Origin of the sequence: Natronobacterium texcoconense (assembly GCF_900104065.1) — an archaeon.
Taxonomy (GTDB): Archaea; Halobacteriota; Halobacteria; order Halobacteriales; family Natrialbaceae; genus Natronobacterium; species Natronobacterium texcoconense.
This window is the reverse complement of sequence record NZ_FNLC01000003.1, coordinates 41,120-63,851: the sequence shown is the minus strand read 5'-3', so window position 1 is coordinate 63,851 and position 22,732 is coordinate 41,120. Positions and strand designations below refer to the sequence as shown.

General features: G+C 63.5%; 18 protein-coding genes and 1 tRNA gene. 8 read left to right on the top strand and 11 right to left on the bottom strand.

Features of this window, described 5'->3' with window-relative positions:
* Positions 1 to 2 precede the first annotated feature (2 nt).
* Positions 3 to 704, bottom strand: a complete 702-nt coding sequence (locus tag BLR35_RS13910; protein ID WP_090383142.1) for a carbonic anhydrase — start codon at positions 702 to 704, stop codon at positions 3 to 5.
* A 153-nt stretch (positions 705 to 857) separates the two neighbouring features.
* Between BLR35_RS13910 and BLR35_RS13905 the strand changes: the two genes are divergently transcribed.
* Complete coding sequence (locus tag BLR35_RS13905; protein WP_090383138.1) at positions 858 to 1,874, top strand: NADP-dependent oxidoreductase; 1,017 nt, start codon at positions 858 to 860, stop codon at positions 1,872 to 1,874.
* A 580-nt stretch (positions 1,875 to 2,454) separates the two neighbouring features.
* On the opposite strand, the gene BLR35_RS13900 is transcribed toward BLR35_RS13905, so the two are convergent.
* The 3 genes from BLR35_RS13900 to BLR35_RS13890 form a co-directional block, all read right to left on the bottom strand.
* Positions 2,455 to 3,258, bottom strand: a complete 804-nt coding sequence (locus BLR35_RS13900; protein ID WP_090383135.1) for an ABC transporter permease — start codon at positions 3,256 to 3,258, stop codon at positions 2,455 to 2,457.
* Complete coding sequence (locus BLR35_RS13895) at positions 3,255 to 4,289, bottom strand: ABC transporter ATP-binding protein (protein ID WP_090383133.1); 1,035 nt, start codon at positions 4,287 to 4,289, stop codon at positions 3,255 to 3,257. Before BLR35_RS13895 ends, BLR35_RS13900 begins: the two co-directional genes overlap by 4 nt.
* Before the next feature lie 103 nt (positions 4,290 to 4,392).
* Positions 4,393 to 5,586 (bottom strand): CBS domain-containing protein, encoded by a 1,194-nt coding sequence (locus BLR35_RS13890; protein ID WP_090383131.1) that lies wholly within the window; start codon positions 5,584 to 5,586, stop codon positions 4,393 to 4,395.
* 342 nt (positions 5,587 to 5,928) lie between these two features.
* Between BLR35_RS13890 and BLR35_RS13885 the strand changes: the two genes are divergently transcribed.
* From BLR35_RS13885 to BLR35_RS13875, 3 genes are all read left to right on the top strand, one after another.
* A complete protein-coding gene (locus BLR35_RS13885) occupies positions 5,929 to 6,162 on the top strand; it encodes a MarR family transcriptional regulator (RefSeq protein WP_090383128.1) in 234 nt (77 codons plus the stop codon).
* Positions 6,163 to 6,229: 67 nt separating this feature from the next.
* On the top strand, positions 6,230 to 6,760 hold the full coding sequence (locus BLR35_RS13880; RefSeq protein ID WP_090383126.1) for a 50S ribosomal protein L16: 531 nt from the start codon (positions 6,230 to 6,232) through the stop codon (positions 6,758 to 6,760).
* A 327-nt stretch (positions 6,761 to 7,087) separates the two neighbouring features.
* Positions 7,088 to 7,969: an ATP-grasp domain-containing protein gene (locus tag BLR35_RS13875; RefSeq protein ID WP_090383123.1), complete on the top strand. Its 882-nt coding sequence runs from the start codon at positions 7,088 to 7,090 to the stop codon at positions 7,967 to 7,969.
* 39 nt (positions 7,970 to 8,008) lie between these two features.
* Here BLR35_RS13875 and BLR35_RS13870 read toward each other — a convergent pair whose 3' ends face one another.
* From BLR35_RS13870 to BLR35_RS13860, 3 genes are all read right to left on the bottom strand, one after another.
* Positions 8,009 to 8,416 (bottom strand): Hsp20/alpha crystallin family protein, encoded by a 408-nt coding sequence (locus BLR35_RS13870; protein ID WP_090383121.1) that lies wholly within the window; start codon positions 8,414 to 8,416, stop codon positions 8,009 to 8,011.
* Between the two features lie 265 nt (positions 8,417 to 8,681).
* The gene (locus tag BLR35_RS13865) at positions 8,682 to 9,695 is read right to left on the bottom strand and encodes a type II glyceraldehyde-3-phosphate dehydrogenase (RefSeq protein WP_090383119.1); all 1,014 of its coding nucleotides are present in this window, start codon (positions 9,693 to 9,695) and stop codon (positions 8,682 to 8,684) included.
* 83 nt (positions 9,696 to 9,778) lie between these two features.
* Positions 9,779 to 10,705 carry a phosphatase PAP2 family protein gene (locus BLR35_RS13860; protein WP_090383117.1) on the bottom strand — a complete coding sequence of 309 codons (927 nt, stop codon included), beginning with the start codon at positions 10,703 to 10,705 and terminating at the stop codon, positions 9,779 to 9,781.
* Positions 10,706 to 10,803: 98 nt separating this feature from the next.
* Here BLR35_RS13860 and BLR35_RS13855 point away from each other — a divergent pair, with 98 nt between their 5' ends.
* The 4 genes from BLR35_RS13855 to BLR35_RS13840 all read left to right on the top strand — a co-directional run bounded on the left by BLR35_RS13855 (position 10,804) and on the right by BLR35_RS13840 (position 14,337).
* Positions 10,804 to 11,751 carry an aminopeptidase gene (locus tag BLR35_RS13855; protein ID WP_090383114.1) on the top strand — a complete coding sequence of 316 codons (948 nt, stop codon included), beginning with the start codon at positions 10,804 to 10,806 and terminating at the stop codon, positions 11,749 to 11,751.
* Positions 11,752 to 11,812: 61 nt separating this feature from the next.
* Entirely contained in the window at positions 11,813 to 12,481 is a 669-nt protein-coding gene (locus BLR35_RS13850; protein ID WP_090383112.1) for an HVO_0476 family zinc finger protein, read from the top strand.
* A gap of 396 nt (positions 12,482 to 12,877) precedes the next feature.
* Positions 12,878 to 13,540 carry a protein-L-isoaspartate(D-aspartate) O-methyltransferase gene (locus BLR35_RS13845; RefSeq protein WP_090383110.1) on the top strand — a complete coding sequence of 221 codons (663 nt, stop codon included), beginning with the start codon at positions 12,878 to 12,880 and terminating at the stop codon, positions 13,538 to 13,540.
* Positions 13,541 to 13,581: 41 nt separating this feature from the next.
* Positions 13,582 to 14,337 carry a protein-L-isoaspartate O-methyltransferase family protein gene (locus BLR35_RS13840; protein WP_090383107.1) on the top strand — a complete coding sequence of 252 codons (756 nt, stop codon included), beginning with the start codon at positions 13,582 to 13,584 and terminating at the stop codon, positions 14,335 to 14,337.
* Positions 14,338 to 14,522: 185 nt separating this feature from the next.
* On the opposite strand, the gene BLR35_RS13835 is transcribed toward BLR35_RS13840, so the two are convergent.
* The 4 genes from BLR35_RS13835 to BLR35_RS13820 form a co-directional block, all read right to left on the bottom strand.
* The gene (locus BLR35_RS13835) at positions 14,523 to 16,721 is read right to left on the bottom strand and encodes a bacterio-opsin activator domain-containing protein (protein WP_090383105.1); all 2,199 of its coding nucleotides are present in this window, start codon (positions 16,719 to 16,721) and stop codon (positions 14,523 to 14,525) included.
* A gap of 256 nt (positions 16,722 to 16,977) precedes the next feature.
* The gene (locus BLR35_RS13830; protein ID WP_090383103.1) at positions 16,978 to 19,401 is read right to left on the bottom strand and encodes a methyl-accepting chemotaxis protein; all 2,424 of its coding nucleotides are present in this window, start codon (positions 19,399 to 19,401) and stop codon (positions 16,978 to 16,980) included.
* Between the two features lie 517 nt (positions 19,402 to 19,918).
* Positions 19,919 to 19,991: transfer RNA gene (locus BLR35_RS13825), tRNA-Asp, on the bottom strand.
* Between the two features lie 184 nt (positions 19,992 to 20,175).
* Complete coding sequence (locus tag BLR35_RS13820; RefSeq protein WP_090383101.1) at positions 20,176 to 22,575, bottom strand: methyl-accepting chemotaxis protein; 2,400 nt, start codon at positions 22,573 to 22,575, stop codon at positions 20,176 to 20,178.
* Between the last annotated feature and the right edge of the window lie 157 nt (positions 22,576 to 22,732).

Sequence of the window (22,732 nt, the reverse complement as noted above, 5' to 3'; positions counted from 1 at the left end):
GGTCAGTACAGCAGGCTCTCGGTCGCCGTCGCGAACTCGTCGGGAATCAACTCGCCGATCCGCTCGGAGTCGGTCTCGCCGTTGACGTTGACCAGGTACGCCCGCCCGTACTCGTTGCCGTACACTCCCTGAAAGTCGTAGACGAAGCCGTAGACGTCGACGTCGTCCGGGACGTCCTCTGATTCGCGGAGGAACCCCGCCTGGTAGTCGACGTTGTACTCGACGAGCTGGTCGATCACCCGCTCGTCGGCCACGCTGCGGTCGATCAGGTCGCTCTCGAGGGCCTCTTCGATGACGGGAACGAGCATCTCGACCCACTTGTCGACACCCTGCGGGCCGGGTAGCTCTCCGCCGGTCGCGACCCGATAGGCCGCGGTGACGGCCCCACAGCCCGTGTGACCGACGACGGCTGCGGCGTCGGTGTCGGTGTGGTGAATCGGATACAGCACCCCGCCGTCGACGATCCGCTCGCCGTCGTCCTCGTCCCAGACCTGGTTACCGATATTACTCGGCGTGAAGACCACTCCCGGATGATCGAACCCCCACATGTGTTCCTGTGGGACTCGCGAGTCGGAGCAACAGATCGCGACCGTCTCCGGATGCTGGCTCGTCTGAACCTCGGCGAAGTAATCGTCGGGGAGGGACTCGACGTGGCGCTGGTTGCCGGCAAGTAGCTCCTCGAGGAACTTGCGAGTCGTTCCCATAGCCGAACTTACACGGACAGGAGCAAAAAGGTTCGATGCGCTCTCGAGGGGTGGGAACGTCGGTCTTCGAGCGTTTGCGACGCGGACCGTGAGTCGCGAACGGGGGAGTGCCGGGAGCCAAATCTTCACCTGTCGGCGCGTTCACCTTTCGGTATGGCTCAGACACGCCAGTGGCGACTCGCCAGCCGTCCCGTCGGCGAACCGACCCATGACAACTTCGAACTCGTGACCGTCGATCGACCCGAGCCCGGCCCGAACGAGATACTCGTGAAGACGCTCTACCAGTCGGTCGACCCCTACATGCGCGGTCGGATGCGCGACGCCGAATCCTACGCCGAACCGTGGGACGTCGGCGACCCGATGCAAGCCAGCGTCGTCGGCGAAGTACTCGAGTCTAACAGCGCGGCGTTCGACGAGGGCGATATCGTCACCGGCGAACTCCTGTGGGCCGAACACGCCGTCGCCGACGCCGGCGACCTCCAGGAAGTGAACCCCGACCACGGCCCGATTTCGACGGCGCTTGGCGTCCTCGGAATGCCCGGCGTGACGGCCTACTGGGGGCTGAACGACGTCTGTGAGCCGATGCCTGGCGACACGGTCGTCGTCTCCGCCGCGGCCGGTGCGGTCGGCTCCGTGGTCGGCCAACTCGCTAAACTCTCGGGCGCACGCGTCGTCGGCACCGCCGGCAGCGAGGCGAAAGTCGACTGGCTCACCGACGACCTCGGCTTCGACGCGGCGATCAACTACAGGGAGACCGACGACCTCTCCGGTGCGATCGACGACGCCTGTCCCGACGGCGTCGACTGCTACTTCGACAACGTCGGCGGCCCGATCACGGACGCCGTCTGGCCGCGGCTGAACGTCGACGCCCGCGTCGCCGTCTGCGGCCAGATCGCACTCTACAACGCGACCGACGTCCCGACCGGCCCCCGAAAACTCGCGAAACTCATCGAATCCCGCGCGACCGTCGAGGGGTTCCTCGTCAGCGACTACCAGCAGCGGTGGGGTCAGGCGCTAAAGCGCCTCTCGAGGTTCGTTCAGAACGGTGACGTCCAGTACCGCGAACACGTCGTCGAGGGCTTCGAGAACGCCCCCGACGCGTTCCTGGGACTCTTCGAAGGCGACAACATCGGCAAACAACTCGTAAAGGTGGCCGAGTACGAGGCGTAATTTCGTCGCTCGAGCGCGTTCGAGTATGCCGCTCGAATATCGTTTCTGTCGGGTTTTGGTGAGGGAATTCGAATCGAGGGGATCGAATCAGTAGACGAGAACGCGACGAAAGCCCTCGCCGCTGTCGCGGTCGCGCAGCGACATATCCTGGCTCGCGCGGATAGTGGTCGCTGAGACGACCACGCGCTGCGCGACAGCGCCATCGCCCTTTCAGTCCGCCGGAAGACGCACATGCGTCTTCCGAGTCTCGGCTCGCTTCGCTCGCCAAGACGCCAGGGAGAGCCTGCCCTCCCCCGGATCGTGCGACTCTCGCCTCTGCTCGAGTCGCACTCCCGGCCGCTGGGCGCGCTGGTGAGCCGTCCGAGCAAAAGCGAGGGCGGCTCAGTCACTCGCGAGGGACGAGCGAACGGAGTGAGCGAGTCGGATGGGGAGGGCGAGGTCCTGGGTGGGACTGAACGGGGCCAGGGGCTTTCTATCTGTCTTCCGAGAACGGTTTCTTCGACATCGTTGTCGATACTCGATCATTCGTATCTGGTGAGTAGGTGGCCTTGTGGAAAGAGATGAGAGTCGACGACCCGTTCTAGTCCGTCAGTCCGTATCCGATCTTGAAGAGATACACGTCGATCGCGATCACGACCGCAGTCAGGATGCTCAGCACTGCGAGCGACGCGTACGGTGCGAACTCGGCGTAGGCTGCCGGCGCGACGTGGACCATATCGGAGTAGCCTAGCAGCCCGTACCGGACGCTGTCGACCATGTAGACCATCGGATTCAGCAGGGAGACGTACTGCCAGACCGGTTCGAGCATGGTCAGCGAGTAGAAGACCGCGCCGAAGAACACCAGCGGCCGCAGGATGAACTGGTTCATCACGGTCAGGTCGTCGAAATCCCGTGCGACGAGGCCACCGATGATTCCGAAGCCGGCAAACAGCGCGGAGATGACGACCATCGTGGCGACGAGGAAGAGTCCGTTCTCGACGCTGAGCGGGACGAACAGCGCGCCGATGACGGCGACGATGACGCCGACGATCAACCCTCGGACTGCACTCGCGCCCACGTACGCGACCACCATTTCGGCGTACGACAGCGGCGAGGTCAGCGTCTCGTGGATGTACTCGTTCCACCGGCCGTGGAAGATCGAGAACGAGGCGTTCTCGAAGGCGTTCGAGATCGTACCCAGCACGACGAGTCCGGGGATCAGAAAGAGGATGTAACCGAAGTCCGCCCCTTCGACCGGACTGTCGATCCGTCCGCCGAGGATGACCCCGAAGACCGCGAAGTAGAGCACGTTCGTGATCGCCGGCGGCATGAACGTGTTCTTCGGTCGGCGGATAAACCGAAGGACTTCGCGACGGAACAGCGCACGGAAGCCGACCGAGATCATCGAGCGATCCCCTCCTGTTCGCGTTCCGCATCGCTGTCGTCGCCAGCGTCATCACCCTCGCCTGCACTCGCAGCCGACGACCGCGTCACCGTCCGGTCCTCGCTGCGGGTGAGATCCACGAAAATCTCCTCGAGCGACGTCCGCGAAATCTCGAGGTCGGCGATCTCGTAGCCCGCTGCCTCGAGGTCGTGGAGTAGTCGCGGTGCGGTCGACCCGCCGTCGTCGACGCGAACCTCGAGTTGCTCGCCGGCGGCTCCCGCCGACACCTCGTGGGCGTACGCGCCGAGTTCTCCCTCGAGGTCGGTTGCTGCGGCGGAGACCGAGGATTCGAGGCGGACCGAGATCGTATCGGAGCCGCGTGTCTTGAGTTCGTCCGGCGTCGCGACGGTCACCTTCCGGCCCTCGTTCATGATCGCGACGCGGTCACAGAGCCGTTCGGCCTCCTCGATGTAGTGAGTCGTCAGCAGGACGGTCGTCCCCTCCTCGTTGAGTTCGGTGACGAGTTCCCAGAGGTCGTGGCGCAACTGGACGTCGACCCCGGCGGTCGGTTCGTCCAGAATTAGCAGGTCGGGATCGGTGACGAGCGCTCGAGCGAGCAACAGTCGGCGTTTCATCCCGCCGGAGAGCCAGTCGAACCGCTCGTTTCGCTTGTCGTAGATACCGACTCGTTTGAGCACCTCGTCGGCTCGTTCGGCGGCCTCCTCTTCGGGGACGCCGTGGTAACCGGCCTTGTGCATCAGAACCTCCTTGATCGGGAAGAAGCGGTCGACGTTGAACTCCTGGGGAGCGACTCCGATCGCATCGCGGGCCTCCCTGTAGTCTTCCTCGACGTCGTAGCCGAAGACCCGCGCTTCGCCGCCGGTCTTGCGGACGAGGCCGACTAACGTGTTGATGAACGTCGTCTTGCCTGCGCCGTTGGGACCGAGCAGCCCGAAGAACTCGCCTTCCTCGACGGTCAGCGAGAGTTCCTGCAGGGCCCGCAGGTCGCCGTACTCCTTCACGAGATCGACGGTCTCGATGGCCGGTGGCATCGCCACATCGTCGGCCCCGACCGGGGTTAAGAATGTTGGTCTCGGCACTCGAGACGGCCGAAAGAGTAACGTACACGGCGGTTTCCGCCGCCGATCGAGCGGCTTAGTCCATCCCACCGACCGGCTGGATCTGTTCGTGCTGTCGGACCGGACCGCCGCTTTGCTGGACGATGTCGAAGGCAGTCATCAGGTCGGTCCGGGAGATCAGCCCGACGAGGTCGTCGCCCTCGACGACGAGCAGTCGTCCAATGCCGTTTTGCTGCATGCGTTCGATCGCAGTCATCGCATCGGAGTCGGGCGTGATCGTCTCGAGGTCGGTCGTCATCACGTCCTCGACCTCGTAGGCGTCGCGCTCGACGGGATCGACTTCACGGGCGTCGTCGAGCGTCACGAGTCCGATCAGCTGTTTGTCGCCCCAGCTGTCGTCCTCCACGACCGGATACCCCGTGTGGCGTTCGGCGAACATCCGCTGGACGAGTTCGGCGATCGAGGTCCCGGGTTCGACGGTGTGGAGATCACCCGCAGGCGTCATGATGTCGGCAACGGTGACGTCCTGGAAGGCGGCTTTCATCGTCACCTGCTGGGCCTCGCTCGAGGCGGCGATGTAGACGAAGAAGGCGACGGCGATGAGGATGATGTTGAGCGCGAACAGACCGAACAGCCCCATGAAGAGCGCGAATATCTTCCCGATGCTCGCGGCCTGCTGGGTCGCACGGGCGTAGGGCTGGCTGCGAGCGAGCAGTGCCCGCAGGATCCGGCCGCCGTCCATCGGGAACGCCGGAACCATGTTGAAGATGGCGAGTGCGACGTTCAAGATTGCGAGATAGCCGAGCACGAAGCGCGTCCCGTTGAACGCCTCGGGCGTGAGCAAGAAGAGTGCGTACGATCCGATTCCGACGAGTACGGAGACGATCGGTCCGGCGATGGCGATGTTGAACTCCTGTCGCCAGTCTTCGGGCATCTCCGAGAGGGCGGCGATCCCCCCGAGCAGCCAGAGCGTGATCGAGTCGATCGGGAACCCGTACCGCTGGGCGGTCAGCGAGTGGCCGAGTTCGTGCAAGACGACGCCGACGAACAGCCCGATTGCGGCGACCAGCCCGACGAGATAGGGGAGCCACCACTCGGCAGTGAGCGCGCCAACGTCGATCCCGGCGTTCATCGTCAGGTTGAGGATGCCGACGACCTCCTCGAGCTGGATCCCGATGAGATACGCGAACACCGGAAGGATCAACAAGAACGTGAGATCGAGTTTGATCGGGATCCCGAACAGGGAGCCGATCCGGAAACTCTTCATCATGCCCTATGCTAGCGGTGGAAAGCCCTTAAACACGCCGACAGGAGACGATTTAGCCGTCTCGTCCTCGCGTCCCCTCGAGTCGGTCACTGGCCCGCTGGCATCGATTCACCTCGACTACTGCACTGCCCGTCAGTTCGTGCCCGATCGCAGGACGGCAGCACAGTTTGGAGCGAGTGAGAAGTGAGAACTGCAACGAGTTCGATCGGTGCGTTAACCGTTTCAGTCGCCCCTATATTCATTTCACGATACCTGTACTGTTCCATATAATCACGATAATATAGACTAGGCAGTATCCAGCCACTGCAACATAGGCTTATATACGAGATCGTGGTTCGAGAAGATATGATGGACCCACAGCTTACGATCGATCCGACCGACCAGCTCCCCGCCGAACTCGAGTCCCCGCAGGCGAAACTCGTCTACCTCTACCTCGAGGCGACCGACGGTGCGACGGCGACCGATCTGACCGACGGGCTGGCGATGAAGAAAATCGCAATCCTGAGCGTTCTCAACCAGCTCTCGAGCGAAGGGCTCGTCGAGAAAACGGGCACGACGTACGCAGCGGCCGGCCGCTGACTCGAAGACTGCGCTTCGAAGCCTTTATCCGCACGGTAGGCCTCCGTTTTCGTAAGTAACCACAACCATGTCCGACAAACCCGCCTCAATGTATCGGGAGATCAGTAAGCCAGCTTACACGCGCCGCGAATACATTACTGGGATCCCAGGATCGAAGATCGCACAGCACAAGATGGGCGACATCGGGGCCGACCCCGAAGACTACCCCGTCCAGATCAGCCTCGTCACCGAGGAAGAGGTCCAGATCCGTCACGGATCGCTCGAGTCCTCGCGTCTCTCGGCCAACCGTCACATGCTGAAAAACGCCGGCGAGGGCAACTACAAGATGATCCTGCGCAAGTTCCCCCACCACGTCATCCGGGAGAACAAGCAGGCGACCGGTGCGGGTGCAGACCGTGTTTCCGACGGGATGCGCCAGTCGTTCGGGAAGATCGTCGGCACCGCCGCGCGTATCGACGCCGGTGACCGCATCTTCACCATCTGGTGTGACGTCGACGACGCCGACTTCGCCAAGGAAGCGTTCCGCCGCGCCTACAACAAGATCACGCCGCCGTGCCGTATCGTGGTCGAGAAGGGCGAAGAGCAGCTTATCGCATAGAAACGAAGTTTTGCGCTGCGGGTGCGCCGAAGGCGCACCCTCGGCAAAAATTCGATTAAAAGCACTCCTCCCTCCGTTCCCTCACTCCCGTAGCTCACGGCTTACGCCGTTCGCATCTCGCGGCGCTCCGCGCCGCGCAGTCGTTCGGTCACATCGGTCGTCGGCCCGCTCGTTCGCTTCTCTCACTCGCGGCCAGTAACTTGGCAGTTGCCTGCCTTCCCCCGGATCGTGCGACTCTCGCCTCTGCTCGAGTCGCACTCTCGGCCGTCGCTGTGGTCGGGTTGTGATCTCGCCCACCTTTTTACCGATCTACACCCCACTCCCGGTATGATCGATCTCGCGGTCGCAAACGACCAGGAGACGTTCCGGCGGATGCGCGACCCGCTCGAGGAACGCGGCATCCGCGTTCATCACGTGCCCGCGAGCGAGCGCGTGGTTGACCTGACGGAGCCACCGTGGGGGCCCGACAAGTACGACGTCGGCTTCGTCTATCCCGGTCGGCTGATGGAGGGTGGGGTGGCCGACGCGTTGCTCGAGGTGCCGTGGCTCAACGACCACCAGACCGTACTGACTTCGCGGAACAAGGCCGAAGTGCTTGCGCGACTCGAGCGGGCCGACCTTCCCGTCCCGAGGTCGGTCTACGTCTCGAACGACGTCGCCGAGGACGAACTGGCGTCGGTCTTCGAGCGGTTCGAGCCACCGGTCGTCGTCAAACCGAACTCGACGACGAGGGGCGTCGGCGTCGCGAAGGCGGGCGACCTCGATTCCTTTCTGGGGATCTGTGACTACCTCTCGCTGGTTCACGATTACCAGGCAACGGGCGACCGGTCGTTTCTCGTCCAGGAATACCTGCCGGACGCGACCGACTATCGGGTGATGGTCCTCGAGGGTGAGTACGTCGGTGCGGTCGAACGACGGCTTCCCGACGAGGCCATCGCCGAGGGCCAGTGGAAACACAACGTCCATCGCGGTGCCGAGGCGACCGGTGTCGACCTCCCCGTGGAGTACCGGGAACTGGCCGAATCGGTCGCAGCCGAACTCGAGATCCCGTTCGTCGGCGTGGACTTGCTCGAGACAGACGGTCGACTGGTGGTCAACGAGACGAACGCCCGGCCGACGATCGACGAGGAGACGAAGTACGAGTCGGGGTTTTACGACAGGCTCGCGGCTGCGATACGGACGAGGGCGGACACGGAAGGAAATAAATAGGGTCCCCGGAATCGACCGGGGACGACCGCGACGCCCGCGTTACTCGAGACTGATGCCCGAGGACTGTTCGGCTGGCTCGAAGACGACCTCGAGAACGCCGTTGTTGTAGGTTGCGGAGGCAGTGTGTTCGTTGACGCGGCGGGGGAGATCGACGCGTTCGTCGTACTGGCGGTGGTCGCTGCTCGCGGAGATAGTCAGGGACTTGCCGTCACACTCGAGTTCGATGTTGTCCTTTTCGACACCGGGGAGGTCGGCGATGACGCGGATCTTCTCGTCGGTGTCGTGGATGTCGACGTGGGTGTCGGCCCCGAAGCCGTTCTCGCTGTTGCTCGGACCGGGGGAGTCGAAGTTGACGTTAGTATCGGCACCATTCATCATTTCGTTCATCATTCGTTCGATCTCACGAAAGAGGTCGTCGAAGGGTTCGTCGCGGTCGTCTCGACGCATGTCACTGGATAGTTCCCCGCGTGGCAAAAACTTTCTGACGGTGAGCGGTTTTCGGCAGGTGGGAAACAGTGGTTCTGTTCGGACGTGTCGTCACTGCAACAGTGGCTGCTCGCGGGTTCTCGGTTCCGGATACCCGGATCGTCTCCACCCTCACTCGTCTCCCATCGGGTGGACGCCGGTCCGACTCGAGCGGGTCGCTCTCAGATTGCAACAGTACCTCGCCGATATCGACCGATTGAATCCCGAAGTCGTCGTGGAACGGGACTTAGAGTCCGATGCCCATCGTCTCGTCGGTCGTCGCGATGCTCTCTCCGGCGTCGGCCTCGCCGGTGATCGCACGGATGGCGTCGATATTCTCGGGGACGACGTCGCTCTCCTGGTGGATGCCCTGGAAGAGATAGAGGTCCGTCCCGACCGTCGAGATGGATTCTTCCCAGATGCAGTTCTCCCAGATGTCGCCTCGCGGTCGACCCGCGTCCATGGCGTACTCCTTGAGTTTCCCGCTGCCGTCGATGTCGAAGTGTGCGGGAATCTGGAATAGCCGTGATTCGTCGGCGAACAACTCGCGAACGTCGTCGGCGTCGACCTCCTCCTCGAGGGTCACGTTCAAGCTGTGCATGTGCATCAGCGTCGCCGGAACCTTCATCCCGAGCGTGTCGATGTCCAGATCGTCGAAGATGGTTTCGACGTCGGGGCCGTGGTGGGAGGGGATGGTAACCGGGTTCGGCAGGATGTCGTTGATCGGACCGCGCGAGGTCTGGCCGGGGTCGCCGCCGCGCCGGACGAGCGTGGCGCGGACCTTCTCGACGCCGTAGGCTTCGCGCAGAGGTGCGATAACTCGCGAGAGCCCGGTCGTGTTACAGGAGACGACGCGGACGTGGTCGGCACCCGTCGCGTCCTCGTAGTTCGATCGGGCGTTGAAGCTGACGTCGACGATGTCGGCGTCCTCGCCACCCTGGTAGAGTGCGGGCGTGTCGTACTCCTCGTACATCGACTTGTTCTTCGCACCGATACCCGACGGCGTTGCGTCGACGACGACGTCCGCCGCGTCGACGAGCTCCTCGACGGGACCGGCGATCTCGAGGCCAGCCTCGTCGAACTGATCCGCGCGTTCCTCGACGGCAGCGTAGAGATCGAACCCCTTCTCGAGAGCGGCCTCGGCCTCGAAGTTCGGGCGCGTCTTCGCGACGCCCGCTACTTCCATGTCGGGCTGGAGCCGGACGGCGTCCGCGACGCGTTTGCCGATCGTCCCGTACCCGTTGATCGCGACCTGTATCATGTACCCGGGTGTCTTCCACCGAGCCGGATAACCGTTTCGAGCTTTCTCGCGTGATATTTACTCGGTATGGAGTTTTCAGCCGGTTATTTTTCTCTTGTCACAAGCTGATCCGAATCGATCGTCCGGCCGCTGAAGGGGAGGTGTATCTGGAGCCACTGGACGGTCGACCACCCGTTCAGTCGTTCGGCGACGATCGGAACGACGAGCACTGCGCCCACCGCCGCTGCATAGCCGACGATCTCGAAGATCTCGTGGATCGCGGGATCCCAGATTCCCTCGACCAGTCGGAGCGCGAGCAACGCCGGTAGCGTCAACACGCCGAGAACGAGGATCGCGGCGCCATGCGGATCTGCGGGCCGGGTCGTGACGTACTGCCAGGCGATTGCGCCGCCGACGGCCGCGCCGACGCTCATCGTCGTAAACTCCCTCGAGCCGAGTCCGTAGGCGACGGCGGCGATGGCGAACGCGACGCCGAAGACGAATCCGGGATCGGCCCCGTCGCGAGTGAGCGCGGCGACGAGTACCAGTCCGAGAACTGTCCCGACGAGGACGTCGCCCACGAAGTGGACGCCGATGACGACCCGCGACGTGGCGACCAGCAGGATGATCGCCCCGGCGACGGCGTATCGCGTCCGTTTCGTCCAGATATCGCCGACGACGGCAATCGTCCCGTAGAACGCGGCCGCTCCCATCGCGTGTGCGCTCGGGAAGCTATAGCCGCCGTAGTCGCCGGCAAGCGTCGGTCGCGGCTCGAGGAAGATTCCTTTCATACCGGCGCTGACCGCGAGTGCTGCGATCCCGATAGCGATCACGAGCGCCCGTTGTCGCCGACGTGACTCGCTGCCGAACCAGTACAGAAGCGTCGCGAACAGGATCAACACCGTCCCGTCGCCCAGATGCGTGACGAGTTCGAAAAACGCAATTCCGACGTCCGGCAGCGTGTTTCTGACCGCCTCGTTCGTCGATTCGTCGAACAGAACGTCGTCGACTGCAGATCCGGCTCCGGTCATGATCGTACGTTCCCGTCGGGAGTGTCAAAACGGTATCGCAGCCGTCTCTGCGGGGAAAGAAGGCAAGAACTATCGGCTCTACGGGCACACGTACGACCATGAGCGAACTCCGTGCCGCCGCCGAGACAGCGGTTCGACAGTGCCTCGCACTCGAGAGCGACGAAAGCTGTGCCGTCGTCACCGACGACAAACGGGAGCCGATCGGCGAGGCGATCTACGAGGTCGCGAGCGAGATCACCGACGACGCCGTCGTCGTTCGGTACCCGCCGGGGGAGACTCACGGCAGCGAGCCGCCAGAACCGGTCGCGTCGGCGATGGCCGGGGCCGACGTCGTCCTCGCACCGACGACCAAGAGCCTGAGCCACACCCGTGCCCGAACCGACGCCAACGAGGAAGGTGCCCGCGTCGCGACCCTTCCGGGGATCACCGAGGAGGTGTTCACGACCGGCCTCGACGCCGACTACGAGTCGATCGCGGCTCACTCTCAGGACCTCCACGATCAGGTCGCCGACGCCGACGAGGTCCGCGTGACGACCGACGCCGGCACCGACATCACGTTCCAGGTCGCCGACCGCGAGTGGCTTCAGGACACCGGCATCGTCCACGACGGCGGCGAGATGTCTAACCTCCCCGCCGGCGAGGTGTTCGTCAGCCCCTCGAGTGCCGACGGCACCTTCGTCGTCGACGGGACGATGCGTCCGCACGGCCTGCTCGAGGACGGCCAGCAACTCACGTTCGAGGTCGAGGACGGCCTCGTCACGGACATTTCGGACGACGAGATCCGCGAGACGGTCGAGGGAGCCGCTGATGAGGTCGGCGACGCCGCGTACAACCTCGCGGAACTTGGTATCGGAACGAACGTCGCGGTCACGGAACTCGTCGGCTCCGTCCTGTTAGACGAGAAGGCCGGCGGCACCGTTCACATCGCCATCGGCGACGACGCGGGGATCGGCGGGGACGTCGAGGCACCGATCCACCTCGACGGTATCCTGCGGGAGCCGACGGTGTACGCCGACGGCGAGGAAGTCGAGCTACCCGAGGCGTAGTCCGAAACGGTATCAAGACAGGTCCAATCGCCTTTTAGGTACGTAACCGCTACGGAGTGCTATGAGCGATTCACCTGAGTTGCCGGATCGGGTCCCGACACCCTGCCCGTCGTGCTCGCCGGAGCTCGAGACCGTCCACGAGGTCCTCACCGCGACCGAAGGCGGCGGGACCGTTACCGTCCGCTGCAGCGAGTGTAACCACGTCCACAAGGTACAGCCCGAGAAAACGGCCGAGGTCACCCTGGACGTCGTCATCTCCCAGGAAGGCGAGTCTTTCACGGCGAACGTCACGACGCCGGAAGACGAGACCGTCGAGGTCGGCGACGAGTTCATCCTCGAGACCGAGGAAGTGCTCTCGACCGTCCGAGTCACGAGCGTCGAACTCGAGGGTCACAGGCGTGTCGAGGAAGCGCCCGCCGAGAAGGTCGAGACCGTCTGGACCCGCGAGGTCGACAACGTCGCGGTCAACGTGACGATCCACCCGCAGGATGGCTCCCGGGACGACAGCCGCTCCACGACGGTCTACGTCCCCGGCGACTACGAGTTCGAGGTCGGCGCGGTCGAGGAGTTCGGCGACGACGAATTCGAAATCGACGCCTTCGTCGTCCGGACCGATGCCTCGGACTACGAACGGGACCGCTACGAGGTGGAAGGCGACACGGTACTCGCGAAAGACGCCAAACGGATCTACGCCTACGACGAGCAGACCAGCGCCTGGTCTGCCTGGTAGTCGGTTTCTCTCTGGATAGCTGCAACCGACAACGCACGAACTTCCACCACCCAGAAAGCCCCCCGGGCCGCTCGAGTCGGCTGGCGGCGTGCGCTCCTCGGCTCGCGTCGCTCGCCTGCGGTGCTACCGGCCACCACCCTCCCCGACCGGCCGGCCCCTTTCAGTCCCGCCCGACCTTCACCCTCCCCAGCCGTCTGCGGTGCTCGAACCGTCGCCTCTGCGCTCCTCACCCCTCGCACGAATTCGGCAGGGTCGCCTCGCACGTCGCTCGGCGACCCGACTGCGCGCGCCACGAGTTTCCGGTCCGTCGACCGGGACGACCTCGAGTCGTCGCTTTCCTGACCTCTCCGTAATTCTGGCCCACTACCTATTGCCTGCGAGCGCGTACTGTCGATCATGTTCGATCGCTTCGGGTCCGACGACCCCGGCGACGGCGACGACTACGAAACCGCCCGCAAGCGGATGGTCGGGACCGTCGCCTCCCGCGTCGACGACGACCGCGTCCTCGAGGCGCTCGAGTCGGTGCCGCGCCACGAGTTCGTCCCGTCGGATCGACGCGGCGACGCCTACGCGGACCGGCCGTTGCCGATCGGTGAGGGACAGACGATCAGCGCGCCGCACATGGTCGCGATCATGGCCGACAGGCTGGCACTCGAGGCGGGGGAGTCGGTCCTCGAGATCGGAACCGGCTGTGGCTACCACGCCGCCGTCACTGCCGAACTCGTCGGTGCGGCGCACGTCTACAGCGTCGAGTACGGCGAGGAACTGGCGGAAGACGCCCGTAAGCGTCTCGAGGAGACGGGCTATGGCGAAGTCTCGGTTCGGGTCGGCGACGGCCGAAAGGGGTGGGCCGAGCACGCCCCCTACGATGCAGCCTACTTCACCTGTGCGACGGCGGAACTTCCCGACCCGGTCGTCGAGCAGGTCCGTCCTGGCGGTCGAATCCTGGCGCCGATCGGGAGCGGGTTCCAGACGCTCGTGAAAGCCACCAAGCGGGCGGACGGGAGCCTCGAGCGGACCGAACACGGCGGCGTTCGGTTCGTTCGGATGCGCGGGTAGGCAAGCGCGCCATTGATTACGCCCGGAGCGATACCCCGACTATGGAGCCCGCGGTACTACGGGACGACATGGTCGACGGCCTCACCTCGCCGCCGAAGGAGGTACTCGAGGACGAGGCCGTCGCCCTCGCCATGCGAGACGCCCCGCGTCACGAGTTTCTCGACGACGAGCGGGCAGCCTACGCCGACCGCGAACACGACGCCCTCGGGACGCGCGTTCTCTCGCCGAGCACGGTCGCGCGACTCTTCGAGGCGCTTTCCATCGAGGACGGCGACAGCGTGTTGATCGTCGGCGCCGGCGTCGGCTATACGGCCGCGATCGCCGCGGAACTGACCGACGAGACGAACGTCCACGCCGTCGACATCGCCCGACCGCTGGTCGCGCTGGCCCGCGAGAACCTGGGGCGGGCAGGGTACGACGCCGTGCTCGTCGACCGTCGCGACGGCGCGAACGGCCTGCCGGAGTACGCCCCGTTCGATCGCATCCTGCTCGAGGCGGCCGTCGTCGACCCGCCGCGAGCGTTGCTCGAGCAACTGGCCGAGGACGGCCGACTCGTCTTCCCGCGTGGCACCCAGCGACAGCGACTCGTCTCGACGACGCCCGAGGACGAACGCCAGGGGTTCGACGCCGTCTCGTTCGCTCCGTTGCTCGTCGAGGGCGAGCAGTCGGGTGCCGTCGAGCGAAATCGGACGGAACGCGAGGACCGGGAACGTGCCCGAAAACGTCTCGAGTCTCGTTCTGGCTGGGAACAGGAGTGGATCGAGTGGGACCGTCGCGTCGAGTCGGGATCGAACTGACCTGGTTTTGCTGTGCCGACTCGAGACGAAGCGGTCGCTGAGGACGTCGTACCAAAGGGGTGGGGGAAATTGGGGATTGGGGGGTGGCGACAAATACCGCAAATCGCCACTTCATCCTACGAGTCCATACTGGTTAAATATAATCTATAACCAGTTAGCGATGGACAGTGTTCGGTACTAATTAATTAGAGTTCGTCGAACGCGAGCGAGACGAGTTTTCGCTCTGCGGCCCGGAGATGGTAGTGATAGGTCGGCGGGGAGACCGACAGTACCTCGGCGAGTTCCTCGGCCGTCGTCTCGCGTGGCCAGGCGAAAAAGCCGCCGTAGTGTGCCGCCTGCAACGCCTCGAACTGCCTGTCGGTCAGTCGCTGCTCGAGATACGTATCGAGGTTTCGAGCCGAAGGCGTGGCCGTCGTCTCCCGGCGGGCCTGAAGCGACGTTTCGGGGTACTCGGCCTTGATCGCCTCGACGAGTTCGCGAGTGTCGATCCCCTGGGGGACCGCCAGAACGATCGTCGTCACTCCCCCCTCCGCGGCGGCTGTCCGAAGCCTGACGTCGTAGCTGTGTAACACCTCCAGAACCGGCCTCGAGTCGGTGGTCGCTTCGAGCAACTGTTCGTCGTCGCTCTCCGAGACGACCGTGACCCGTTCGACGGCCGCCGACTCCTGCTCGAGCGCGGTCGGCGAGACAGTGTCCGGAACGGTAACGAAACTGACGACTTCCTCGTCGCCACGGTCGATCATCCCCTCGAGGGTCGCCCGGCCGTCGATGCGATCCGAGAGCCGGTTGAGCAGGAGTCGATCGTCCCGACACTCGAGTTCGAGTTCGAGACGGCCGTCGACGAGCATCGCCCGCGTTCGCTCGACCGCCCGGATCGCGTAGCCGATGGTCTCCCCGAGTTCGGCGAAGACGTCCCGCTCGCCGTCGCCGATCGAGTCGACGCCGTCGACGTGGACGACCAGGGAGCCGTATCGCCGCTCGTCGTCGGCAAGCGGGACTGCGAGCACGGTTTGGTAGCCGTGGGTCAGCGCCTCCTTCCGACGCTGGTTCCAGTCGTCGGCCTCGAGGACGTCCTCTACGACCTGGACCTGTTCGCTCTCGAGGGCGTCGCGAACGAGCCCGATTTCGGGAGCACAGTTGCCATCCCCACGGATCAGATCGACGTAGGTCGCGTCGACGCCGATCCACGTCGTCGGCTTCGGTGGCTCGTCGGTGTTTGCGATCCAGGCGAACTGATACCGGTCGGTGTCGGCGAGCCGTTCACAGACGGTCGTTTCGATCTCCGATCGCGTCGACGCCTGTGCGATCCCGTGGTTGATGTCGCGGACGATCCCGTTCGTGTGGTTGAGGCGGCTCAGTTCCTCGTTCTGGCGGGTCAGCATCCGGTCGCGCTCCCGGAGCAGTTCCTCGCGTTCGGCACGATCCAGGGCCGCTTCGGTGTTTGCCGACAGCACGTGCAACAGTTCGGTCATCGTCTCGTCGAAGCCGTCGGCGTCGTCCGTTCCGGCAACCAGCGCGCCGTGGATACCCAGTGGAACGATCAACTCGCTCCGGTCGGGTGAAGCCGGGTTCGTGGCATCAGTCGCGGTAACGGTACCGGAATCCGCCCCGCAGGTAGCACTTTCCCCTTCCGAAAAGGCCTCCCAGACGACTCCCTCGCCACGCTCGAACCGCTGAATCGGATCGACGACAGCGGTTCCTGTGGCCGTCGGTTCGGAGTCGGGACACGACTCTGCGGTCTGATTCGTTCTGCCACCCGCGTTCGTCTCCGTCGGTCGTCCCGTCGACGCGGTCAACTCGAGAACACCCTCGCTCGAGTCGAACGCGTAGGCCACGACGACGGGAACGTCGAGTACCTCTCGGACGGTCTCGACTGCCGTCCGGTAGATCTCGGCTTTACTCTCGGCTCGCATCAACTCTCGCGTCGTCTCGTGTAACGCCGTTACCGTCCGCTGGTACCGTCGTTCGTTCTCCCGGAGTTCGGTCTCGGTCCGATACTGCTCGACGGCGTTGACGACCTCGTTGGCCAGGACGGTGTACTGCTCGCCGCCTGTTTTCTTCTGCAAGTAGTGTGTCACGCCGGCGTCGATCGCCTCGCTCGCGACCGCTTCGGACCCTCTGCCGGTAAAGAGGATAAAAGGCAGGTCGGGATTTTCCGTTCGAACGCGCTCGAGCAGATCGAGGCCGGTCATCCGCGGCATCTCGTAGTCGCTGACAATACAGTCGATCGGCGGCTCTCCGGCGGCCTCGAGGCGATCGAGGGCTTCGTCTGCACTCGTCGCTGGTTCGGCATCGATCGCGTCGCGCTCGCGCTCGAGCATCTCACAGGCCAGTTCCGCGAACCCAGGTTCGTTGTCGACGACAAGGACGGTAATCTTCGTCATAGATCTGCGTAGTCTGCTGTGGCGATCGTCGGTGCTCGTCGCCGACCCCCGAACGATCTCCCGCCGATATACGACGGTCCCCAACTGGTTACCGTATAATTAACTTTTGGCCGGAAATATATTCTTATTAGGTCCGAGTCGCTGAGCCGTCCCCCGATCGGTGACTGTCGGACCGTCGTACGGTTTACTACCGGTCATTTCGGCGCAACCGCCTCCGGGTCGCGGTTGTGCCGGTACATCGTTACAGCAATCCGTATCAGTCGTTGCTCGCTACGAGTTCGGTCGGCTCGTCGTTCTCGATAGGGTCGTCGGCTTCGGCGGTCTCGAAGCGGCCGACGAGCGTCCGCAGTTCGTCGGCACGACCCGACAGCGACTCGGCGCTGTCGGCGATACCCTTGATCGCGCTGGTCTGTTCTTCGGCCGCAGCCGAGACGCTCCCTGCTTCGTCGGCTGTTCGCTCGCTGACCGCCGTCACGTCGTCGACCATCGACGCAACTTCCTGGGTCGACTCCGCCTGGTCGTCCGTGGCCTCGTTGATCGACTGGACGCTGGCGTTGGCGTCCTCGACCGCGTCGACGATCCGCCCTAAAGTATCGACCGTCTCGTCGATCGTCTCCCGACCGTCCTCGATGCCAGCCTGCATCGCGAAGACGTCGTCGGCGACCGACTCGGTGGACGTTTCGACCGTCTCGACGAGCCGCTCGACTTCCTGGGTCGCTTCCGCGGTCTCCTCTGCCAGGGTCTTGACCTCGTCGGCGACGACTGCGAACCCGTCTCCTTCCTCTCCGGCAGCCGCGGCTTCGATCGAGGCGTTCAGGGCAAGGAGGTTCGTCTCCGCGGCAATGTCGTCGATCAGGTCGACGATCTCGCCGATGCGCTCGACCTCGTTCCGGAGGGACTCCACTTCGTCGACGGTGTCGGCGGCCTCGTCCTCGATATCGTCCATCGTCTCGATCGCCTCGGCAGCCGTCTCCTGTCCATCCTGACCCCAGTCAGCCGCCTGTGCCACCTGATCGGCGACCGTATCGGACGAGGACGCGATCTCCTCGACTGTCGCCGAGAGATCGCTCATCTCGCTCGCCGCAGTCGCGAGTTGCTCGCTCTGGCGCTCCGCACCAGCCGAAATCTCCTCGACACTCTCGGCGACCTCGGCGCTCGAGACTTCGATTTCCTCCGTCGAGGCAGTCACGTCGTCGCTTTGCTCGTCGACCTGACCAGCCACGCGCTGGATGCGAACGACGAGCTGTTCGACGTCGGCCAGCATCGCGTTCACTGCCGTGCCGATGTCGGTCATCGCCTGACTTCGGCTGGTCGTATCGAGCCGCCGAGTTAGGTCACCGTCCGCCGCAGCCTCGATCGTCTCGCTGTACTCCTCGGCTTTCTCCTCTAGGTGCTGGCTGAGCTCTTCTGCCTCCGCCTTGGCCTGCTGTGCTTCCGCCTGAGCCTGTTCAGCCTCGTCTTTGGCTTCCTGGGCGCGTTCGCGTTCCTGCTCGGCTTCTTCGGCCTGTCGCTCGACCTCGGCCAGCCGTTCCTGCAAGGTATCCCGGATGCGGGCGAACAGCGACGCGAGCTGGCCGAACTCGTCCTGTCGCGACTGATCGATCGTCACCTCGAGGTTGCCGGCTTCGATCTCCTCGGCGTAGCCCGTCATCTCCTCGAGGGAACTATTGACGTCGCGAGAGATGACCGCGCCGACGGCGACGAAGCCGACGACCGCGATCCCGATCAGTGCCACGATGCTTCTGGTGACGTCGCCAACGGTGTCGAACACCGTCCCGTGGGGCGCGACGACGGTCACAGCCCACGGCTTCTCGTCGATCGGCACGGTCGCGACGACCGCCCGATCGTCCTCGATTCGGTCGTGAACCACGTCCGCGTCAGTATCCTCGTCGGCAGCACCCGTGAGTTCGATTCCGTCGGTTCGTGGCTCGAGATCCGCACCGTTCTCGAGATGTTCGAGGTCGTCGAGCAGGTGGTACTCCTCGAGGATTGCGTCCGTCTCCTCGCCGAGGGTCACCTGTCCCGTCTCCGTCGAGACGACTTCCATGAGGCCACCGTCGACGGGTGCGGTCAACACGTCGCTACGCTGGGCGAGATCGACCGTGACGACGATCGCGTGATCAGACTCGCCCACGACCGGACTGACGAACCCCATCCGGACGCCACCCCCGGCATCGTACGGTTCGAACGACCGCACATCGTGTATGCCGTCGAACGCATCTGGATCGACCGCCCACGGCCGATCCGACTCGTCGAACCGCTCACCCTCGTTCGTAACGTGCGTGCTCACCTCGATCGTATCCGACTCGAGATCGTAGTAGTGGATCGACTCGACTTCGCCTGGTAACATCTCGAGGTTCTGCAGTAACTCGCTACGGATCTCGTCTTCGTGAGTATCCGTCGAACTGACGCTCCCCGAGATACGGGCAGCGTCGTCGTTGCGCTCCCGAACGAAGTCATCGATCCCCTCCGCTTCGCGGTCGGCCGCGTTCAGCAGCGTCTCCTCGGCGTCGTTCTCGACGCTCGCTTGCACTTCGGCGAACGTGACGTACCCGGCACCGATCAGTACGACCGTCAGTACGAGAATTGCTGCGGCGATCTTGAAGAAGTATCGTCCCCGGAGCCTGTCGTACACGCTCCGACTGGACGCCCCATCAACCCCGTCGTCTCTCGTTCCCATAAATTGCTAATATCAGATGAATTCATTAAGCTTGATGGCTCCCGTGAATGTGTTTCTGTATCAATTATCTTTATTCCTATATTTGAGAATGATACTCGTTACCGCGAGTGAGATTACATCCCGTGGCCGAAGTCAACCCGTTTCGATCCCACTCGAGAGGGCTACAGTCCCTCACGAGACGACAGTCGATCATCGATCAATACCGCGGCTACTCGAGCGGTCGCGCTACAGCACCCTGACCGCTCGAAAGTTCGTTTTGGGAACCGGATTGCGGCAGAAATCCGCTCGAGGCCGGATTTGCCGCTCAGGGGTAGCGAGCACACGCGACGCGGTGCTCGCTGGTATTGTCCGCGGAAGAAGACGCCCGAGGCGGGATTTGAACCGAAGGAAGACGATCGGTCTCGTCCCACTCGACCGCTGCGTCTTCCAGGGTTCAAATCCCGGTCCTGTCGCTCTTCGATTCAGAGTGTTCGCGACACGGCCACGCCGGTCGCTCACGGATTAGTAATCGAAGAAGCGCCCGAGGCGGGATTTGAACCCGCGTCACAACCGTGACAGGGTTGTATGATGGGCCACTACACCACCCGGGCTCGCATCCCATCGTTTCCCGGTGACAGTATTAAGGGTTTTGTTCTCGAGTGAGTTCGAATCGCCTGCAGGATGACAGATCGTGACCGAAGTCGGGTGCAGTTCATACGGTTTACTGTAAGTCATTTCCGGCGCAACCGCGACACGAGCGGCGATTGCGCCGGTAAATCGTTACAGCAATCCGTATCAGTCGTCGACCGCGACGAGATCGTTGTCTTCGTCGGTGTCGTCGACTTCCGTCGTGCTGAACCGACCGACTAGCGTCTGGAGCTCTTCGGCACGCCCCGAAAGCGACTCGGCGTTGCCGGCGATTTCCTGGATCGCGCTCGTCTGCTGTTCGGCGGCAGCCGACACGTTCTGGGCTTCGTCCGCCGTCCGCTCACTGACCTCCGTGACGTCGTCGACCATCGACGCAACCTCCTGGGCGGAATCGGCCTGATCGTCAGTCGCTTCGTTGATCGACTGGACGCTCGCGTTGGCGTCCTCGACTGCGTCGACGATCCGCTCTAAAGTGTCGACCGTCTCGTCGATGGTTTCTCTCCCGTTCTCGACGCCGGACTGCATCTCGAAGACGTCCGCTGCGACGGACTCCGTCGACTCTTCGACCGTCTCGACGAGCCGTTCGACCTCCTGGGTCGCCTCCGCCGTTTCCTCGGCCAGCGACTTGACCTCGTTGGCGACGACCGCGAACCCGTCACCGGAGTCGGCCGCGTTCGCCGCCTCGATCGAGGCGTTCATCGCGAGCAGATTCGTCTCCGACGCGATGTCGTCGATCAGATCGACGACCTCGCCGATCCGTTCGACCTCGTCCTGAAGCGCCTCCATCTCCTCGACGGTATCGGTCGCCTTCGATTCGATCTCGTCCATCGTCTCGATGGTATCGGCCGCCGCCTGCTGGCCGTCCTGTCCCCACTCCGAAGCCTGCGCCATCTGCTCCGCAACTGCATCCGACGACGACGCGATCTCCTCGACGGTCGCCGAAAGATCGCTCATCTCCGTCGCCGCCGTCGAAAGCTGCTCGCTCTGTTGCTTCGCACCGACCGAAATCTCCTCGACACTGCCAGCGACTTCCGCACTCGAGGCTTCGATCTCCTCCGTCGAGGCAGTTACCTCGTCGCTCTCCTCGTCGAGTTCGGCAGTGACACGCTGGATGTGAACGACGAGTTGCTCGACGTCGGCCAGCATCCCGTTCAACGCGTTCCCAATATCGACCATCGCCTGACTCTCGCTGGTCGTATCCAGCCGCTGGGTCAGATCACCGTCCGCCGCAGCTTCGATCGCAACGCGGTACTCTTCGGCCTTCTGCTCGAGGTGCTGGCTGAGCTCTTCGGCTTCGGCTTTGGCCTGCTGTGCCTCTGCCTGAGCCTGTTCAGCCTCGTCTTTGGCTTCCTGAGCGCGCTTTCGTTCCTGCTCGGCTTCCTTGGCCTGCGTTTCGACTTCCGCCAGCTGCTCGCTCATCGTATCCCGAATGCGGGCAAACAAGCCCGCCAGTTGACCGAACTCGTCCCGCCGGGACTGATCGATCGTCACCTCGAGGTTCCCACTCTCGATCTCCTCTGCGTAGCTGGTCATCTCGTCGAGGGAGGTGCTGATGTCTCGCGAAATGACCGCACCGACGGCGACGAAGCCAAGCAGTGCGATCCCGATCAGAATCAGGATGTTCTGGGTGACGTCGCCGACGGTGTCGAACACCGCTCCGTGGGGAGCGACGACAGCGACGGTCCACGACGTCTCCTCGAGCGGGATCGTCGCGACGACCGCCTGATCGTCGTCGATACGATCGTGCGTGCCAGCTACCGTCTCTACTTCGCCCGTCGCGTCGTCGTCCTCCGCGAGATGGGCGAGCGCCCCGTCTTCCTCGAGATGTGGGAGTTCGTCGAGTAACTGGAACTCGGTGAGGATGTCGTCGGGTTCTTCGGCCAGCACCACCTGCCCGTCAGTCGAGACGACTTCGATGACGCCGCCGTCGACGGGCGAGGTCAGCAGATCGCTCCGTTCGGCGAGGTCGACAGTAACGACGACTGCGTGACTCGTCTGGCCCGAAATCGGGCTCACGAATCCGATCCGCGGCCCATCGTCCGTCTCGTACGGTTCGAACGATCGCACCGCCAGCGCGTTCCCGATATCGTCGGGATCGACAGCCCACGACCGATCAGCCTCGTCGACCGTCTGTCCCTCGAGACTGTTCTCGGTGCTAACCTCGACGCGGTTCGTCTCCATGTTGTAATAATGGATCGCCTCGACCTCCATCGGGAGTTGCTCGAGGTTCGCCTCCAGTACCTCCCGAATCTCCTCGTCGTCTTCGTTTCGAAGTTCTGCACTTCCCGAAAGACGAGCGACGTCGTTGTTTCGTTCGCTAACGAACTGGTCGAGCCCCTGCACCTCTCGGTCCGCGGCGTTGACCAGCGTCTCTTCTGCATCGTCTTGAACGCTTGCCTGTGCCTGCGCGAACGTCACGTATCCTGCACCGAGGAGCAAAACCGTCACAACGAGTATTGCGGCAGTAATTTTGAAGAAGTACCGTCCCCGGAGCGTATCGTAAATTTCCCGGAGAGGGGAGTTATCAGATTCCTCTCGTTGGTCCATACTACCTTGTGTCATATCTCGTCATTAACTCTATTGGCCCCCACCGTACTACTGTAACAAATATTCAGGATCGTCCCGACCAGTACTAATAAACCGGTTGATAGCATCTCCGCTCGCGAATTAGAAATCCGAGAAGACGCTCGAGGCGGGATTTGAA

Bases quoted from the DNA above. Each gene is read 5' to 3' on its own strand.
- BLR35_RS13910 (WP_090383142.1), bottom strand. From the start codon at position 704: ATGGGAACGACTCGCAAGTTCCTCGAGGAGCTACTTGCCGGCAACCAG.
- BLR35_RS13905 (WP_090383138.1), top strand. From the start codon at position 858: ATGGCTCAGACACGCCAGTGGCGACTCGCCAGCCGTCCCGTCGGCGAA.
- BLR35_RS13900 (WP_090383135.1), bottom strand. From the start codon at position 3,258: ATGATCTCGGTCGGCTTCCGTGCGCTGTTCCGTCGCGAAGTCCTTCGG.
- BLR35_RS13895 (WP_090383133.1), bottom strand. From the start codon at position 4,289: ATGCCACCGGCCATCGAGACCGTCGATCTCGTGAAGGAGTACGGCGAC.
- BLR35_RS13890 (WP_090383131.1), bottom strand. From the start codon at position 5,586: ATGATGAAGAGTTTCCGGATCGGCTCCCTGTTCGGGATCCCGATCAAA.
- BLR35_RS13885 (WP_090383128.1), top strand. From the start codon at position 5,929: ATGATGGACCCACAGCTTACGATCGATCCGACCGACCAGCTCCCCGCC.
- BLR35_RS13880 (WP_090383126.1), top strand. From the start codon at position 6,230: ATGTCCGACAAACCCGCCTCAATGTATCGGGAGATCAGTAAGCCAGCT.
- BLR35_RS13875 (WP_090383123.1), top strand. From the start codon at position 7,088: ATGATCGATCTCGCGGTCGCAAACGACCAGGAGACGTTCCGGCGGATG.
- BLR35_RS13870 (WP_090383121.1), bottom strand. From the start codon at position 8,416: ATGCGTCGAGACGACCGCGACGAACCCTTCGACGACCTCTTTCGTGAG.
- BLR35_RS13865 (WP_090383119.1), bottom strand. From the start codon at position 9,695: ATGATACAGGTCGCGATCAACGGGTACGGGACGATCGGCAAACGCGTC.
- BLR35_RS13860 (WP_090383117.1), bottom strand. From the start codon at position 10,705: ATGACCGGAGCCGGATCTGCAGTCGACGACGTTCTGTTCGACGAATCG.
- BLR35_RS13855 (WP_090383114.1), top strand. From the start codon at position 10,804: ATGAGCGAACTCCGTGCCGCCGCCGAGACAGCGGTTCGACAGTGCCTC.
- BLR35_RS13850 (WP_090383112.1), top strand. From the start codon at position 11,813: ATGAGCGATTCACCTGAGTTGCCGGATCGGGTCCCGACACCCTGCCCG.
- BLR35_RS13845 (WP_090383110.1), top strand. From the start codon at position 12,878: ATGTTCGATCGCTTCGGGTCCGACGACCCCGGCGACGGCGACGACTAC.
- BLR35_RS13840 (WP_090383107.1), top strand. From the start codon at position 13,582: ATGGAGCCCGCGGTACTACGGGACGACATGGTCGACGGCCTCACCTCG.
- BLR35_RS13835 (WP_090383105.1), bottom strand. From the start codon at position 16,721: ATGACGAAGATTACCGTCCTTGTCGTCGACAACGAACCTGGGTTCGCG.
- BLR35_RS13830 (WP_090383103.1), bottom strand. From the start codon at position 19,401: ATGGGAACGAGAGACGACGGGGTTGATGGGGCGTCCAGTCGGAGCGTG.
- BLR35_RS13820 (WP_090383101.1), bottom strand. From the start codon at position 22,575: ATGGACCAACGAGAGGAATCTGATAACTCCCCTCTCCGGGAAATTTAC.